This is a genomic window from Aerosakkonema sp. BLCC-F183 (assembly GCF_041929145.1).
GTDB lineage: Bacteria > Cyanobacteriota > Cyanobacteriia > Cyanobacteriales > Aerosakkonemataceae > Aerosakkonema.
Genome location: NZ_JBHFNU010000016.1, coordinates 171,359 through 186,365, shown reverse-complemented (window position 1 = coordinate 186,365; position 15,007 = coordinate 171,359). Strand labels below are relative to the sequence as shown.

General features: G+C 43.5%; 17 protein-coding genes, 1 tRNA gene and 1 riboswitch. Of the genes, 9 read left to right on the top strand and 9 right to left on the bottom strand.

All coding sequences use genetic code 11. The features are described from left to right. Positions 1-133: 133 nt before the first annotated feature. The gene (queC, locus tag ACE1CD_RS03825; protein ID WP_374821733.1) at positions 134-820 is read left to right on the top strand and encodes a 7-cyano-7-deazaguanine synthase QueC; all 687 of its coding nucleotides are present in this window, start codon (positions 134-136) and stop codon (positions 818-820) included. 39 nt (positions 821-859) lie between these two features. Here queC and ACE1CD_RS03820 read toward each other — a convergent pair whose 3' ends face one another. After that, positions 860-2,350 (bottom strand): hemolysin family protein, encoded by a 1,491-nt coding sequence (locus ACE1CD_RS03820; protein ID WP_374821844.1) that lies wholly within the window; start codon positions 2,348-2,350, stop codon positions 860-862. A gap of 122 nt (positions 2,351-2,472) precedes the next feature. Next, a complete protein-coding gene (locus ACE1CD_RS03815) occupies positions 2,473-3,159 on the bottom strand; it encodes a hypothetical protein (RefSeq protein WP_374821731.1) in 687 nt (228 codons plus the stop codon). A 255-nt stretch (positions 3,160-3,414) separates the two neighbouring features. Here ACE1CD_RS03815 and ACE1CD_RS03810 point away from each other — a divergent pair. Next, positions 3,415-3,487 (top strand) — tRNA-Ile (locus ACE1CD_RS03810). A gap of 246 nt (positions 3,488-3,733) precedes the next feature. Here the strand turns inward: ACE1CD_RS03810 and ACE1CD_RS03805 are convergent. Continuing rightward, positions 3,734-4,180 (bottom strand): hypothetical protein, encoded by a 447-nt coding sequence (locus ACE1CD_RS03805; protein WP_374821728.1) that lies wholly within the window; start codon positions 4,178-4,180, stop codon positions 3,734-3,736. A 145-nt stretch (positions 4,181-4,325) separates the two neighbouring features. Between ACE1CD_RS03805 and pyrE the strand changes: the two genes are divergently transcribed. Both pyrE and ACE1CD_RS03795 read left to right on the top strand, forming a co-directional pair. Beyond that, positions 4,326-4,883, top strand: coding sequence for an orotate phosphoribosyltransferase (gene pyrE / locus ACE1CD_RS03800; protein WP_374821841.1), 558 nt, complete (start codon positions 4,326-4,328; stop codon positions 4,881-4,883). Between the two features lie 171 nt (positions 4,884-5,054). Then, on the top strand, positions 5,055-5,333 hold the full coding sequence (locus tag ACE1CD_RS03795; protein WP_374790773.1) for a hypothetical protein: 279 nt from the start codon (positions 5,055-5,057) through the stop codon (positions 5,331-5,333). Here the strand turns inward: ACE1CD_RS03795 and ACE1CD_RS03790 are convergent. Together ACE1CD_RS03790 and thiC are read right to left on the bottom strand one after the other, a co-directional pair. Then, entirely contained in the window at positions 5,300-5,791 is a 492-nt protein-coding gene (locus ACE1CD_RS03790) for a hypothetical protein (protein ID WP_374790771.1), read from the bottom strand. The genes ACE1CD_RS03795 and ACE1CD_RS03790 overlap by 34 nt on opposite strands. Positions 5,792-5,862: 71 nt before the next feature. Beyond that, positions 5,863-7,236 (bottom strand): phosphomethylpyrimidine synthase, encoded by a 1,374-nt coding sequence (thiC, locus tag ACE1CD_RS03785; RefSeq protein ID WP_374790769.1) that lies wholly within the window; start codon positions 7,234-7,236, stop codon positions 5,863-5,865. Between the two features lie 7 nt (positions 7,237-7,243). Further along, a riboswitch (TPP riboswitch) is annotated at positions 7,244-7,340 on the bottom strand. Positions 7,341-7,735: 395 nt separating this feature from the next. Here thiC and ACE1CD_RS03780 point away from each other — a divergent pair. Next, entirely contained in the window at positions 7,736-8,131 is a 396-nt protein-coding gene (locus ACE1CD_RS03780; RefSeq protein ID WP_374821725.1) for a hypothetical protein, read from the top strand. Between the two features lie 330 nt (positions 8,132-8,461). Here the strand turns inward: ACE1CD_RS03780 and ACE1CD_RS03775 are convergent, their stop codons facing one another. From ACE1CD_RS03775 to ACE1CD_RS03765, 3 genes are all read right to left on the bottom strand, one after another. Then, entirely contained in the window at positions 8,462-8,836 is a 375-nt protein-coding gene (locus tag ACE1CD_RS03775) for a hypothetical protein (protein WP_374821723.1), read from the bottom strand. Between the two features lie 356 nt (positions 8,837-9,192). Then, a complete protein-coding gene (locus tag ACE1CD_RS03770; RefSeq protein WP_374821720.1) occupies positions 9,193-9,669 on the bottom strand; it encodes a DUF2726 domain-containing protein in 477 nt (158 codons plus the stop codon). Next, positions 9,645-10,325 (bottom strand): hypothetical protein, encoded by a 681-nt coding sequence (locus ACE1CD_RS03765; RefSeq protein WP_374821718.1) that lies wholly within the window; start codon positions 10,323-10,325, stop codon positions 9,645-9,647. The genes ACE1CD_RS03770 and ACE1CD_RS03765 overlap by 25 nt, the downstream gene beginning before the upstream one ends. Before the next feature lie 407 nt (positions 10,326-10,732). On the opposite strand from ACE1CD_RS03765, the gene ACE1CD_RS03760 reads away from it, so the two are divergent. From ACE1CD_RS03760 to ACE1CD_RS03745, 4 genes are all read left to right on the top strand, one after another. Further along, positions 10,733-12,307, top strand: coding sequence for a diguanylate cyclase domain-containing protein (locus ACE1CD_RS03760; protein ID WP_374821715.1), 1,575 nt, complete (start codon positions 10,733-10,735; stop codon positions 12,305-12,307). Positions 12,308-12,476: 169 nt separating this feature from the next. Beyond that, on the top strand, positions 12,477-13,064 hold the full coding sequence (locus tag ACE1CD_RS03755; protein ID WP_374790758.1) for a hypothetical protein: 588 nt from the start codon (positions 12,477-12,479) through the stop codon (positions 13,062-13,064). 96 nt (positions 13,065-13,160) lie between these two features. Further along, positions 13,161-13,544 carry a hypothetical protein gene (locus ACE1CD_RS03750; protein WP_374790756.1) on the top strand — a complete coding sequence of 128 codons (384 nt, stop codon included), beginning with the start codon at positions 13,161-13,163 and terminating at the stop codon, positions 13,542-13,544. Between the two features lie 51 nt (positions 13,545-13,595). Then, positions 13,596-14,666: a YgfZ/GcvT domain-containing protein gene (locus tag ACE1CD_RS03745; protein WP_374821712.1), complete on the top strand. Its 1,071-nt coding sequence runs from the start codon at positions 13,596-13,598 to the stop codon at positions 14,664-14,666. A 23-nt stretch (positions 14,667-14,689) separates the two neighbouring features. Here ACE1CD_RS03745 and ACE1CD_RS03740 read toward each other — a convergent pair whose 3' ends face one another. Then, positions 14,690-15,007, bottom strand: a complete 318-nt coding sequence (locus ACE1CD_RS03740) for a ferredoxin (protein WP_374790752.1) — start codon at positions 15,005-15,007, stop codon at positions 14,690-14,692.

Sequence of the window (15,007 nt, the reverse complement as noted above, 5' to 3'; positions counted from 1 at the left end):
TGATTAAGAATTTCTAAGTTGACTTTATGTTCCTACACATTAGAAGTTGATCGAAAGGTCTTTTTGTAGTAAAGGCGACCTATGTGCAGACCGTAGAGTTATATTTACAACATCTGACAAGGGTGAGGAAAAAGTGGTAAAAGCGGTTATTTTGCTGTCTGGGGGATTAGATTCGTCAACTGTTCTATATCAAGCAAAGGCTGATGGATGCCAGTGTTACGCTCTTTCGTTTGATTATCGACAGCGCCATCGGCGGGAGTTGGAAGCGGCAAGGGCGATCGCTTTATCTGCTGGTATCGCAGAACACCAAATTGTCAACTTTGATTTGCGCCTGTGGGGTGCTTCTGCTCTCACGGATGTAAAGATTGATTTACCTTGCGATCGCTCTCTCGCAGATATGTCTCAAAATATTCCCATCACTTATGTGCCAGCCCGCAATACCATATTTTTGAGTTTTGCGCTAGCTTATGCGGAAGCCATAGGTGCCCAACGAGTTTACATCGGCGTCAATGCTTTAGATTATTCCGGTTATCCAGATTGCCGTCCCGATTATATCGAGGCAATGCAGGAGGTGTTTCGCTTGGGTACGAAACAAGGTCGCGAAGGAGAACCAATAAAGATTCTAACGCCTTTGATTGATTTAAAGAAAACTGAGATTATTCAATTAGGAAATAGCTTAGCTGTACCTTGGGAAAAAACTTGGTCTTGCTACGCGGGCGAAGAATTGGCTTGTGGAGTTTGCGATTCTTGTCAGTTGCGTTTGGCAGCATTTGCAGAATTGGGACTAAAAGATCCTCTACCTTATTCAATGCAGAAATAATCTTAAAATAAGGAAAAGTTAATGATGGTCTTTTCACAACTAAAGGTCGGTGTTTGAGTTGTTGGTGCGGGTGTCGTTGTCTGGCGCGATCGCTTTTTGTTCTGAGGAGTCATCTCTCTTGCTGTGTTGCAGAAAATCCGGGGAGGCTTCCAAGCGTCGAATGCGAATTTGATGCAAGCGCGGCCCTTCAGTAGAAACAACCGTAAATTCCAGATTTTTATAGTGTAAAGTTTCTCCTGGATTGGGAATTTTTTGCAGCTGGTAAAGGATAAAACCACCTAAAGTTTGATACTCGTAGGTAAGAGGCAAACCCAAATCCAAAAGATCGTTGAGTTCCTCTAAGTTCATCTGCGCCTGTACCAGAAAAGTTTGCTCGTCCAAACTTTGGACAATTACTTCTTCGTTACTATCTAATTCGCCGGTGTCGCCAATGATTTCGGCAATCAGATCGTTGAGGGTAAGCAAGCCGGCAGTGCCGCCAAACTCATCGACTACCATTACTATTGATTGGTGCGATCGCTGCATCATTGCCAATAGTTCGCTCAAGGGAGTATATTCCGGTACAAATCTGACTGGGCGAATCCACTGTTGAATTGCTGTTTCCAGAGTCAAGCTACCTTGGGCCAAAGGTTCGGCTAGTTCGATGAAGTCAATGTAGCCACGAATGTCATCCAGGGATTCTCCCATGACAGGATAGCGAGAGTGTCCTGCGGAGGCAATTTCGTTCAAGAGTGTATGGAAGGTGGCGGTGCTGGGAATAGCCGCTATGCTGGTGCGGGGAACCATTACTTCTCCCGCCAAGACATCGCCAAATTCAAATACGTTTCGCAGCAGTTCTCGTTCTTCTGCTTCCAGTCCGGTGGATTCGCTGGAAGTGGTGATAATCCGTTGCAATTCTTCTGGGGTAACAGGCGGTTTCCAACCTTGTCCTGTGTAGCGGATACCCACAAGTCGCAACAGCAAGCGGGTGGATTGATTGAGAATCCAGATAAAGGGTTTGAAAAAGCGGGCGATCGCCAGACTGAGGGGTGCTAAAATTCTTGCTAACTGCTCGGAATAAAGCATGGCGACGGTTTTGGGGCAAAGTTCTCCCAAAACAATCTGCAAGTAGGCGATCGACAAAAAAGCCATCGGTACGGCTAGAGTATGGGCGATCGCAATACTCATCTTTTCCGGTAGAGGCAGGTGCGCCATCCAGTTCGCTACCAGGACTGCCATTGTACTTTCGCCAATCCAGCCTAAAGCCAAACTGGAGAGAGTTATACCGAGTTGGGTTGTAGAGAGAAGGCGATCGATGCTTTGTTGCAGGTGTTGTACGGCTCTAGCCTGGGCATCGCCAGAATCTACCAAATGGTTGATGCGCGATCGACGTACCGAGACTATCGAAAACTCAGCAGTTACAAAAAAAGCATTGATTGTAATGAGCAGCAGCACCGACAATAACCGCAGCACCGTGTCTGGCCACGTTAGGAAAGAAACTTGACTTAATCCCCGCTCAGCGACCGAGACAAGCACAAAGGCGGCAACCATTTGTAAAAAAGGCAAGTATGCCAAAGGCAAAAGACAAAATCCAAACCAAAAAGCAGCAATTATAAGTCAAAATTCAGAAGCCGTTCCGATCGTGCTTCTGTTGATTTTTGACTTTTGCCTTCCTATCTTACTGGAATCTCAGAGGTTTGGAGGCGCAGTTGTTGATCCGGGTAGTCCGTCAGGGTCAGGGAAAGTCGATCTGCGCCTTCGAGTACAGAGGTAGGGATACTCACCGTTCCCGAAAATGACTCGCCGTTGGGAGGCAATTCTCCTGGTAGCCCCTCTGCGCTGGCGCTCAAGGGACGACCCCGGTTATCGGTGACATCCAAAAAGCTATATAAAAACTTTACAGGCTGGTCGCCCTCGTTTTTCAAGCTGACATCGAGCAGTAAAGAGCCTTGCTGCTGTTGCACCGATCGGATTTCTAGGGTAACGCCCTTATCTTTGGTAACGATCGGAAATGCCGCATTGGTTGCAGTAGATGGTGTAGATTCAGATGGTGAAAGTGATTTAGTCCGCTTTTCGCTAGGCTCATCATTTTTGTCTGCCTTAGCTTGCTTCCCTTTACCCTGCTTTCTGACGTTGACACTTTTGATGATATCTGCTTCTTTTAACATTACCAGGGGTTGTGTTCCCGCCGGTGTCTCCTTATAATTTTTCGTTTTGGCTGTTGGGCGAGCATCCGGTTGACTTACGCCTTTGAGAGCTTCGTGTCCCAAAGCAAATCCCCACATTCCGCTTACCAGGCCAGCCCCAAGCATCAGAACCAGCAAAACTAAAGTTAACGCTACAGTTGAATTCAACTTCATAGTCAATACGGGTTTACCCTAATTTCCCTACTTTCGATCGATCTGACGATTTATATCTTAGTTAGTATCTAAGGGTTGTCGAACTAAGCTGACTGATTATACAATAGGAAGGCGGCTTGCTCAGGACTGAACGAGTTGTAGCAAACCTGCGATCGGAAACTACCTAAAATACTCCGCGCCCTTGGCTGATTGGGGAAGTAGGGAAACGATCGTTGGCTAAAGAGCTAATATAATACAACGGTAACTACAAATAAACGGCAGTTGGCCGAGCGGTTTAGGCAGCGAACTCATAATTCGCCCCAGGCAGGTTCAACTCCTGCACTGCCGATATTCAGATTCAATAAACCATTGTCGGCTCTTGCTGATTTATGGGGAAAAATGTTTGTTGTGTTACAGTTGAGTGCGATGGTGGCTTACGGCACGGCAACTAAATTATCGATCGAAAGTACTAAAATTATCGCCCGTGCCGTCCCCCACCCTACGATTAGATAAGTTTGTATTATCACCACAAAAACGGGAGAGCCACCCAAAGAAACCCGATTTCTTTTCACCCAGAAAAAATTCAATCGATACCCTAGCGGGGTGGCTGTTCTTCGTAGATAAACTCTGTGCCGGTAACCGAAGTGTTTCCTTTATAGGAATTGAAAGAAGGTAGTTGAAGCAAGGAACTATTATAGGGATTAGGCAAATCTGGAGTGCGAAGCACCGGATCGCTCGATACCTGCTGTCTTAGGACATTCTTGTACAGTTCGTGAATTGCTTTAGCATCGCTGTTAATTTCATTCTCCACATAAGGGCCGAAAAGCAAATTTAACTGCCGTTCTATTGAACGATTTCTGAAAGCTTCTCTATCGTGGCTGAAGAAAGTGCGCTCAAATAATTGATCGATACCGTAACTGCTTGGACTGATGTATGTTCTACGTGGGTTTAAGGGTTCTGCATTTGCTTGAGAAGCAAACGCAAACAGGGTACAAAGGGCACTCAGGATCGAAGCACCTATAAGACCGTTCCGTATACTCATAAGTTTCACCCTCACTTTTCCCAAATATTAACCTATCTTTGGGTCTAAGATCGTTGTTGGCTCTTTCTAATTATCAACTGCAATGACCAGTGGAATCAAACCACCCAGCGATTTTGGTGTAATTTCGGCTACTTCAGATATCTCGATGTTGCGCCAGCAACTTCTAGATTTATTCTGCCAACTGGCTTATAAAGAAGGCGATTTTGTTCTCTCTTCCGGTCAGCGTAGCACTTATTACATTAATGGTAAATTGGTAACGCTGCATCCTCACGGGGCTTTGGCGATCGGACGTATTCTGTTATCGATACTATCTACGGATACTCAGGCGGTAGCAGGTTTGACTTTGGGTGCAGATCCGATCGTGTCCGCCGTCAGCGTAGTTTCTGCTTATGAAAATCGTCCTATTCCCGCGTTGATTATCCGCAAGGAAGCGAAAGGACACGGTACAAAAGCTTACATCGAAGGGCCGGAATTACCGCAGGGTGCAAAAGTAGTCGTTTTGGAAGACGTGGTGACAACTGGGGGATCGGCGCTGAAGGCTGTTGAGCGGTTGCGAGATGCGGGTTATGTGGTTGAGGAAGTGATTTCGCTGGTGGATAGAAAACAGGGTGGTGCTGAATTATACCAATCTGTTGGGTTGAAGTTTGAGGCGGTGTTTGCGATCGGGGAAATTCAGGAAAGGTATAAGCAATTGAAAGTTTAAAATAAAGTTGGGAATTGCTAATTCTAGCCGTGATTTTCCAGACACGGCTAGAGGAGTTTGCGACTTGCTAAAATAAATTTGCTGGGTGAGTTTTGCTGATAATTTGTTTATAAGTTTAAATTTGAGGAGAAAATAGTTATAACACAAACACCAGATAATGAAAGCAAAAGGGTGAGATGGACAGATGAAATGCTGGACAGTTTAGCCTCTGATGTTTCGGAACTAAGAGAAAGCGTTTCGGAATTAAAAGATAGCGTAGATGGGGTAAGGGTTACAGCGCAAGCGTCGTTACAGTTAGCAGCGCAGCAACAGCAAGAGAATGAAGCCAGAAAAGCTGAATTAGCAGCGTGGAAACAAGAAAATGAGCGCCGTTTTAACGAATTGGAAGAGTGGAAACGAGAAAGCGATCGCCGTTTCTATACGTTATTAGAGGAAGATTCAGACTTGTAATACCGAAAATACGCAGCTGGTATGAGGTAAAACAACATCGAATGCCCTGAGAAACCTCTAATAATATAAGCTTTTTGTTGACGGTACTCTTGTAAAGTAAGCTCTCTAATAACCTGGCCATGATTTTTTAGGAAATACTTGCCATTATGTTCGTCAGGCGCTCCACCGCTTGATAAAAAGAAAAACAAAATAAAATTAATAATTGCATAGTAGAAAAAGCCATAAATAGCAAGCCGTAACCAGTTTGGCATTGGTATAGATAAAATATCAGGCATATTTTGGCTTTGTCTGAACTTTCTATCTAGTATAATTATCGGAATATAAAAAATAAATGCCCCTAAGTGCAATAACCAGATTGCCGGGAATCTTTCAATAATATCTATTTCCCAAAAAGTTAATAAGTGAGCAAATAAGCTAAGAGCGAAACCGCCAAAAGCTAAATTAGAGAGACAACGCATATTTGAGTTTTGATAATGTGAGTTGAAGTCAGGATTAAAAAAGTAAGGTGGGCATTGCCCACCTTACTATATTAACCTTTAGCTACTGGCTCTTTAGCCAAAAACTTCTCCAATTCTTCCAATGCTTCGGCATCAACTTTTGTTTGCATCGGGCAGAATTTCGGGCCGCACATCGAGCAGAATTCAGCGGTTTTGTAGATATCTGCTGGGAGGGTTTCGTCGTGATATTCTTTGGCTCGATCGGGATCTAATGCTAACTCAAATTGGCGGTTCCAATCGAAGTTGTAACGCGCTTTCGAGAGTTCATCATCGCGATCGCGTGCCCCCGGACGACGACGGGCAATATCCGCAGCATGGGCAGCTATTTTATAAGCAATTAACCCATTTCGCACGTCTTCTGCATTCGGCAAACCTAAGTGTTCTTTTGGTGTTACATAGCACAGCATCGCCGTACCGTACCAGCCTGCCATCGCCGCACCGATCGCAGAAGTGATATGGTCGTAACCGGGAGCAATATCTGTTACTAATGGCCCCAGCACGTAGAAAGGTGCTTCCGAACACTCTTCCATTTGCTTCTTGACATTAAACTCAATTTGATCCATCGGCACATGACCCGGCCCTTCCACCATCACCTGCACGTTATGTTCCCAAGCTTTGCGGGTGAGTTTACCGAGAGTTTTCAATTCTGCGAGTTGGGCAGCATCCGAGGCATCGTGAGTGCAACCGGGACGGAGAGAATCGCCTAAACTGAAAGAAACATCGTATTTCTTAAAGATTTCGATGATATCCGCGAAGTGGGTGTAGAGAGGATTTTGTTTGTGATGATGCAACATCCACCGGGCGATGATCCCGCCACCGCGAGAAACAATTCCGGTAATCCGACTTTTCACCAAAGGCAAGTATTCAATGAGAATACCTGCGTGAATCGTCATGTAGTCTACGCCTTGTTGGGCGTGCTTTTCGATGATGTGGAGAAAGTCATCCGGCGTGAGATTTTCCATTTTGCCGTGAACGCTTTCTAATGCTTGGTAAATCGGCACAGTACCGATGGGAACTGGGGAAGCATTTATAATAGCGGTGCGAATTTCATCCAAGTTACCGCCACCAGTGGATAAGTCCATCACGGTATCGGCACCGTATTTCACCGCTTGTTTCAGCTTAGTCAGTTCTTCCTCAATACCGGAGGAGTTGGGGGAAGCGCCGATGTTGGCGTTAACCTTACACTTAGAGGCGATGCCGATCGCCATTGGTTCTAAGTTAGTGTGATTGATATTGGCGGGGATAATCATCCGCCCCCGTGCCACTTCGTCGCGAATCAAGTCAGCTGGGAGATTTTCCCGCTGGGCGACGTGTTGCATTTCTTCAGTGATAACGCCTTGGCGGGCGTAGTGCATTTGAGAAACGTTACTTTGCCCGCGACGCTTCGCTACCCATTCGGTACGCATATTAATTTCCTCGAATAAACAGCTTCCCTCCGCCGGTATTACCCGGACTCAGGTGCAAAGGGTTTGTTCTCAGCCCGGTTTGAGGGGCACCCCTAGCTATGGCTGTTGATTGTAGCATCCGTTTGGGTTGCATAGGAGCAAGTATGAAAATCTTAATGGGTGTGTTTGCGAAAAGGTGAGGGTAACGGTATATTCGCGGCGGGATCGCTTTACTTGAAAATCTGCGATCGCAATAAAGTAATTTTACGCTGTAAATTTTTTCATGGAAAATGCAATATTTTTTTACTTTTTCTTTTTTTCAAAAGAGCTATGTAACACTACAGCGACAATTGGTGTTAGGCAACACTCGTGTGGGTTTTGAAGCGGAACGGCTGAGAAACAAGTTTGGAAAACTTCTAATTTACAGAACGAAATATCCGGATAGGTAATTTACGTAAAGGAATATGCTGTTGTAACAATTCGATTAACTCATTGATAGTCAAAAAAAGGGAGAATAATTATGGCAACTATTGCTAGTCCAACCCTCACTTTAACCCCATTTACTGAGGGCGGTCAACAAAAGGTAAAAATTGAGGTTAAATACAATGTAACTTTCACTGCAAACGAAGTTGCTTTACAGACAGATGGGTTTAAATTTCAAGAAGTCATCCAGGTCTTGGGAGTAGATGCGCCTAATCCAGTAGATCAAGTTTTGGTCAGCAATATTCTACCAACTCAAGACATAACTATACCGGGAGCAGGAGTTGCTGTTTCGCGGATGCGTACAGCCAAGGCACTGAGGAAAGAGCTGCAAGAAGATGCAACGACAGGAGATGCTGACGAGATCCGCTGTAGCATACAAATTATACCTGTTGCCGCTAGCGCATTCACAAACACGGTGTCTTTAGCAGGGTAATCTTTGCTCTGGATGTTGGTTAGTTCTGCTAAGTAATGTGGGTTTATTATACGGGGTTGCCGCTTAGGCAACCTCATTCGTATTGATAATAAACATAGTTAATGTTGGCGATATTATAGTCAATATCGCTTTGCTTAAGCCGTGTGAAAATATTAATTATTTGTCTATTAGCAAGCGATTATTGGTTAAATTTGCTGACTGGATTGGGGGGATTTGCAAAATGTGATAACAACAGTATAATAATGCAGATCGCAGATTAATTAAAAAGTGCGATCTGCATGAAATATGGCCATAAAAGGTTTGAGAACTTGGCTCCCATCACAATAAAAATTATGCAGATGTAGAAGTTGTTTCGTAAAATCTTTTAAAGAACAACTGCTGGTTATAAAGTGCTAAGTTACTCCAATGTAATGCTGCGACAAAGAATACTATCGTACAAAACCCTTCCGCGTCAGGGTAGTCTAGCCAAGTTACTCGGATTGTTCCCTGAAAAGATTTTTTCAGTTCGGCAATTTCACTCCTAATTTCATTAAGCTCGCTGCATAGAGGTTCTAGGTCTACCCATTTACCTGATTCTAAGGAAAAAAGGCGAGCTAAAAATGCGCTATTGCTTTCCAATGCCACTAAGTCTGCTGTCAAATCTGAAAGTCGGTCTTCCAAATCGATTTCTAGACTTTCTTCTAAATTCATTTGTTCTAAAGTCATTTGAATATCTCCTGAAACCGTGCAAATTCATCATCCGTTAACGGCTGTCTTTCTCCTTTCCTGATTTTGAGTTGATGAGCTTTATTAGAACGTTCAATGCTTGTAACCAACTCTCCATCTCGTTCAAAGATGTGTTCTCTTCCTCTATCTCCTCGAACTACATATCTACCGTCTGGCTGAATAAAAACATCACTCTGTCTTGCTTTCTAAACATCGGTGAAGGCGGAACTTACAGGTCTTCCTTCGTCTCGCCTATTTTCTGAATGTTCGCTTCTTTTTGTACTAATTTTACACCCCTCCTAACAGTCTTGCTTTTTTATTCTATCACTGCGGTAGCTTTCGGGCTTTACATATACTTACCAAGCTGGGACTAGAAGATTACAACTAGCAGATTGTTGGCAATACTTTTCAATTAAATTTTTGGCATTTTCTCTGCCTTTTCCGGTAAATAGGTTGAAAAATATTTCCTCATTTTTGCAGTAAAGATGCAGTATACCAAAGTCTTTTATTTGGGAATAGAGCAACGGTACTCCGGCAAGTTCGAGCAGAAGAGCTTTTTTCCTGTCTCGCTCTTTTGCTTCTGGGTAATTGTGGTATGATGATTGAAACTCTAGGACTAGGCAAGGTTTGTAGTCAAAGTCTGTGATGAGAGCATCTACGCTAGAGCTAAAGAAAAAATTTCTTAACTCATGTTCAAGATGGCTATCTATTTCACAGAATTGGCATAAGCTAACCTGTGTGTGGATATTATAACTTTTATCTATGCAGGTTTGAAGAAATTCCAGCATCCTTTCTTCGTATGGGTTAATCAGCCTTTTGACTTTGATAGACACTGGTTTTGCTCCATCAATATTTTTCCAAAGTAGCCTAAAAACTCTTCTAGCACTTCTTTAGAATTAATACCAACTTGCCAGGTATAATGAAAAAGTTGATCTTGTCCTATTATTACTAAACAACAATCACTCTCTTTCATCAGTCTCATAAATTCGTAACCGTAAAAACGGGTCTTAGTACCATAGTACATATCTTCATCAGCCTGATCTAAATCAAAATTTCCGACCAAAGGCATATCTACAGTAACTGCACAACCAGTCTTGGCGCATACCTCCATAAAATTTTCTGCTTTACTAGGACGTATCCAATAATAACTAACCATTTGTTCCTCTACTCCATCTAAAAATTTAAATTCTAAAATATGTTGCTGGAGAATGTTTTGAGAAATAGAAATAAATAATTTATCTATTCTTTGAGCCAGAATAACCTGATAGCGTTTCTCTCCTTTTCCAGCATTTTTAAGCCGATAGCCAATATATTGAGATGTGCGTTTTTCCTCAAACTTTTCGTAAAAACCCATTTGAATCAGCATATCGATCGCTAAAGACAGCAAATCTTCGCCACCTTGAATCACCTGGATATTGGTTGACACTAGGCGCGGGACGCCGTTTTCTACCTCGAAGCGCTGGATGACATCGTAGATGATCTTGGACATTCGATGATTCCCAACAATCTTGGCTAAGGTTCATGGGAATAGCATAACTCGTGTTTCTGGGTTTGCCAAGACTCTTAGCTAAGATTTTTAGATTTTAGGTGGGGTGCTAATTGTTTTGGCGGCTGAAGTCCTGGCTACACGAGCATAAGCCAGATCGATCGCACTATACCAAACTAACCTGGGTATAAAGTATCGATCGTAACCTTGCAGTCAAGCTGCTTTTACTTGGGAGTCGGAGAGGCTTGTGACCCAGATCACAAGCATTATGGGGACAAACTCACATAGAAATACAGTTTAAAAACACCGGATTTATACGTAATGTTCACAAAGGCTCAAGGTAGCCAATCACGCAACGAACTAGCAAAACAAGGAATAATTTACTTATTCCTGATTTTTACTGTGGTCATATGCTAGAACAACCTCAAATCCCCAATCATCAACTTCAAATCGAACTTAGCATTTGTCAGGCTAATAAAAATACGATTTTAATTATCGACGATGCTATTAGTAATTTAGAATTTTTGCGCGAAATCCTAATCAATTTAGATTTTAAGCTATTGTTTGCGACCGATAGCGAGACAGCTATTTATCAAGCTGAATATTACCAACCGAATCTCATACTTTTGGATACAACATCACCAATTATTGACGGATTTGAAACTTGTCGTCAGTTAAAATTAAATGAAGTTACTAAAAACATCTCTGTGGTCTTAATGACTGAAAAAGCAGAAACGGAATGCACAATAAGAGGCTTTAAACTTGGAGCGGTTGATTATATTACAAAACCCATACTGCCAGCAGAACTTTTAGCTAGAGTTACAACCCGCCTAACTATCAACAACCTGCAAAAGCAACTGGAAGAGCAAAATGTACGCTTGCAAAAGCAGATGGAGACAGAGCGATTGATTGCCTCTATGCAAGAGCGTATCCGTAAATCTTTGAACTTAGAAGAAATTCTCAATACAACCGTAAATGAAGTACGGCAGTTTCTCCAAATGGATCGCGTGATTATCTACCAATTTAAATCTAAGCACAGTGGATTTGTAGCTGTAGAATCTGTTAGCCCAGAATGGACATCTGTTTTAGAAAACGCAAGTATAGATTCGTGCATTACAGAAAACTTATTCGATGTTTATAGAGAAAGAGAAGGTAGAGACACAAGAAATATTTATCCAGGTGACTTTAATCGTTGCTATGTTGACTTATTAACTCGTTTTCAAGTCAAATCAGACTTAGTAGTTACAATCAAGCAGGGAGAAGAATTATGGGGATTGCTGATCGCTCTTCAATGTTCGCGATCGCGACAGTGGCAGCAAGTAGAAATAGATTTAATCAAGCAATTTGTTACGCAAGTGGGAATAGCTATTCAACAAGCTCAACTTTACGAAGAATTAAAGATAGCAAATCGAAAATTGCGTCGCCTTGCCAATTTAGATAGCCTGACGCAGCTAGCAAATCGCCGTCGATTTAATGCTTACCTAAATCAAGAATGGCGGCGTTTGCAAATAGAAGAATCTGACGAATTCAACTTTGGTAAAAGCGGATCGCCTTTGTCTTTAATTCTTTGCGATGTCGATTTTTTTAAACTTTACAATGACACTTACGGACATCTAGCAGGAGACTTCTGTTTGCAGCAAATCGCCCAAGCTATTCAAGCAGCGGTAAATCGTCCGAGTGCTTTGGTAGCTCGTTACGGGGGAGAAGAGTTGGCGGTAATTTTGCCAAACACAAAGCCAAGGGATGCGTTCTACTTAGCAGAACAAATCCGCAGAAGAGTAAAAGCGTTGAAAATCAGTCATACCAGATCTCCAATCCGCCAGTACGTTACTCTCAGTTTGGGGGTTGCTAGCACGGTTCCCAGTGATGTATCTTCACCTGCAAAGCTAGTGGCTGCGGCTGATAAAGCTCTCTATAAAGCCAAAAAGCAGGGTCGCGATCGCACTTATATAATAGGGCTGGAAGACTGCCGCTGCTCGTATTAAGAATGACGGAGATCGAGGAATCTGCTGCAAACAGCAAATCAAAGCAGATGGGGGCTTCAGCTCTGATTTTAAGCTTATTAGCTTGTAATTTTGAAAATTAACCTGTTCTGGCGCGAGCAATTGGATATCATAGGTAAGGATTTTTACCTGTTAGCTTGAAAATCTACTTATGCAAACAACCAAGTCGATCGGTAAAGTCATCGCTGGCGCAATGCTATCCTTGACTGTGGCAATCATAGGGGGACAAGTTGTACAGGGGAGCGAAAACCCTGTTTCTCTTGTAAAGACTACTTGCGTTGGTAGTGGCCCCGGTCGCTGGCGTCCGGATAGCGAAGATGTTGCTATTGGTAGAGCGGTCTATAAAAGTTTGATGAATCTGAGTCCGAGTAATGGCTCTGCCGCTGTTACTTGTAGAATCAGACCAGAAAATTCCGAGCCCAAATTTCAAACTCTTCAGCTGGAATTTGGTATGCTGGACAGGGATACAACCAGCCCTCCCAACACTGTCAATATTTACTTGGATGGGCGGCAAGTAGCTACTCGAACGGTGACAGCGGCGCAGACAGCCTCTTTGTTATTCAATGTTGTCGGCGTTAGCAATGTTTCGATAGAAACCATCTGCTCTAGCTCTTCTGAATACTGTAGCCGGGTTTATTTTTTTAAAGCTTCCTTGGAGCGTATCCCTAAGCCGCAGCGCCTGAATACATCTGAGCCACAGCGTCTCAACGTTCCTGCGCCACCGCCTGTGAGAAGATAGCGCTAAGGTTTTAAGTAGACTTGTTGAATTTGAAATTCTATGATTCGTGTCGTGGGATTATCAAAGTCAAAGCAATTTTCTCACTACTTCAAGCCCATGAAGCCCAAAATTACTAACATGGTGGCATGGCAGCAAGCCGAACTACTGATGCAACCTGCCTTTCTCCGCGTCATCGATAACATTCGCAAACAGTTGGAGCAATCTGTTTGGAAGGGTACTTACGAAGAAGTGCAATACCCTTATCCAGGGTATTTGCTTTGTTTGCAGCATCGAGACTATCAAATGAGCGTCAACTTGTGGGATCTATGCTATCAAGTGTGTTTCCTTGACTACAAACCCACACATAGCGAATGGGAAAGTCAAGAAGTTGATATCGATACAAGTCTGATCGATGAAACTGGGGATGTGGATTGGGAGCGTTTAGAGGTAAAAACAAGAGCAATCGTGGAACAAGTGTTTACTGATTTGCCGGATGTTTAGTAATTTTTTTGACGGAAATGTACGCAAAAGAAAACGCAGAGGCAGGCAGAAATGATTGAGGCATTGCGAGATGTAGAAGTATCAATTGGAGCGAAATTCGAGGATTCGGTAGCTGTTAGTTTTGGCAATGATGCGGCAGCTATTTTGGCGGCGCAAGAGAAGGTGGCTTTGTGCGATCGCTCTCACTGGGGTAGAATTCTGGTTGGTGATGCCGATCGACTGCGATTTTTGCACAACCAAAGTACCAACGATTTCCAGAAACTCAAACCGGGAGAAGGTTGCGATACTGTTTTTGTCACCTCTACAGCTCGCACAATCGATTTAGCGACTGGCTATGTCTTGGAAGATGCTGTGTTGCTGCTGGTTTCGCCGAATCGCCGCGAGAAGTTGATGAAATGGTTAGACCAATATATCTTTTTCGCGGATAAGGTCAAGTTAACCGATATTACAGATGATACGGCTACTTTTAGTTTGATTGGGCCGGAAAGCGATGCGATTTTGGAAAAGTTGGGGGCTGGGTCAATTATCGGTCAAGCCTACGCCAGTCATCAGTTATTGCCGATTTTGCCTAACCTCTCTTCCGATGCGGGGGATAAAGTGGAAGTTCGCATTGCTGTGGGTAGCGGTTTGGCAATACCGGGATACACTTTAATTGTTCCTGCGGGCGATGCGCCGAAAGTTTGGAGTAACTTAGTGCAAGCGGGTGCTGTGCCTATGGGCGCTAGCATTTGGGAACAATTAAGAACAGAACAAGGACGCCCAGTGCCCGATCGCGAACTGACTGAGGATTACAATCCTTTAGAAGCGGGACTGTGGCAAACAATTTCTTTTAATAAAGGTTGCTACATCGGTCAAGAAACTATTGCGAGATTGAATACTTATAAAGGAGTAAAGCAACAACTTTGGGGTATTCGTCTACAAGCACCTGCCGAACCCGGTAGCATTATTACTGTTGGAGATGAAAAAGTCGGTAAACTTACCAGCTATACGGAAAGCGATCGCGGTTGCTTCGGACTGGGTTATATTCGTACCAAAGCTGGCGGCGAAGGATTAAAGGTACAGGTTGGCGAAGTGGAAGGAGAAATAGTTGCTGTTCCTTTTTTGACTTACACTCCTCAGTGAAGTGAAAAGTCAAAAGTAGAAATTTACTCCTCCCGACGCCCTAGTTTCTTCTGATAGAGCATTGCCGTCACAGGTCGATCGCCGCGCAAATGGCGTTCTACTACGGTCGGTACTTCATCTGGGTGTACGCGATTATACCAGATATTGTCTGGCTCTACGAGTACCATTGGGCCGTTGCCGCACTGTCCCAGACAACCGGAGGCGATCGCATTTACATCTGGAACGGGGTGCGCCTGAAAAGCAGCTAGGACTTTGGCTGCACCCTGTTTGCGGCAAGCGTTGCTGTGGCAAATTAAAACTGTTCTGGGAAATGGCATTATTTGTGATTTGTCATCGGTCAT

Bases quoted from the DNA above. Each gene is read 5' to 3' on its own strand.
- ACE1CD_RS03805 (WP_374821728.1), bottom strand. From the start codon at position 4,180: ATGAGTATACGGAACGGTCTTATAGGTGCTTCGATCCTGAGTGCCCTT.
- ACE1CD_RS03775 (WP_374821723.1), bottom strand. From the start codon at position 8,836: ATGACTTTAGAACAAATGAATTTAGAAGAAAGTCTAGAAATCGATTTG.
- ACE1CD_RS03815 (WP_374821731.1), bottom strand. From the start codon at position 3,159: ATGAAGTTGAATTCAACTGTAGCGTTAACTTTAGTTTTGCTGGTTCTG.
- ACE1CD_RS03755 (WP_374790758.1), top strand. From the start codon at position 12,477: ATGCAAACAACCAAGTCGATCGGTAAAGTCATCGCTGGCGCAATGCTA.
- ACE1CD_RS03740 (WP_374790752.1), bottom strand. From the start codon at position 15,007: ATGACCGATGACAAATCACAAATAATGCCATTTCCCAGAACAGTTTTA.
- ACE1CD_RS03790 (WP_374790771.1), bottom strand. From the start codon at position 5,791: ATGCGTTGTCTCTCTAATTTAGCTTTTGGCGGTTTCGCTCTTAGCTTA.
- thiC (WP_374790769.1), bottom strand. From the start codon at position 7,236: ATGCGTACCGAATGGGTAGCGAAGCGTCGCGGGCAAAGTAACGTTTCT.
- ACE1CD_RS03820 (WP_374821844.1), bottom strand. From the start codon at position 2,350: ATGGTTGCCGCCTTTGTGCTTGTCTCGGTCGCTGAGCGGGGATTAAGT.
- ACE1CD_RS03765 (WP_374821718.1), bottom strand. From the start codon at position 10,325: ATGTCCAAGATCATCTACGATGTCATCCAGCGCTTCGAGGTAGAAAAC.
- pyrE (WP_374821841.1), top strand. From the start codon at position 4,326: ATGTTGCGCCAGCAACTTCTAGATTTATTCTGCCAACTGGCTTATAAA.
- ACE1CD_RS03760 (WP_374821715.1), top strand. From the start codon at position 10,733: ATGCTAGAACAACCTCAAATCCCCAATCATCAACTTCAAATCGAACTT.
- ACE1CD_RS03780 (WP_374821725.1), top strand. From the start codon at position 7,736: ATGGCAACTATTGCTAGTCCAACCCTCACTTTAACCCCATTTACTGAG.
- ACE1CD_RS03750 (WP_374790756.1), top strand. From the start codon at position 13,161: ATGAAGCCCAAAATTACTAACATGGTGGCATGGCAGCAAGCCGAACTA.
- ACE1CD_RS03745 (WP_374821712.1), top strand. From the start codon at position 13,596: ATGATTGAGGCATTGCGAGATGTAGAAGTATCAATTGGAGCGAAATTC.